Genomic DNA, 249 nt, shown 5'->3' with positions numbered 1-249 from the left:
TAATTGGTTTAATAAAATATTATGGTGGAGTTGATTGGTTGGTAAGTAGCATTACTAAAAAAATGCACAAGCAAATATATCAATAAGGCTAGCTAATCTCTTAGGTGCAATATTATATTTTTGTCCAATCTCTTTCGCAATTGGTGCAGAAATAATAATGGCTATTGTATTATTTACTAAAGCTGCTGATAAAATTCCAGATAAAAATCCAATTCCATATTCAGCATCTTTTCTCTTTTGCATTTTTTT

At 28.5% G+C, this 249-nt stretch carries 1 pseudogene; it reads right to left on the bottom strand.

The features are described from left to right. Positions 1–60 precede the first annotated feature (60 nt). Positions 61–249 (bottom strand): annotated as a pseudogene (locus AWT72_RS09070) (Na+/H+ antiporter NhaC family protein); the annotation flags it as partial.

The sequence above is a fragment of the Oceanivirga salmonicida genome, assembly GCF_001517915.1.
GTDB lineage: Bacteria > Fusobacteriota > Fusobacteriia > Fusobacteriales > Leptotrichiaceae > Oceanivirga > Oceanivirga salmonicida.
This window is presented reverse-complemented; position numbering and strand designations above follow the sequence as displayed.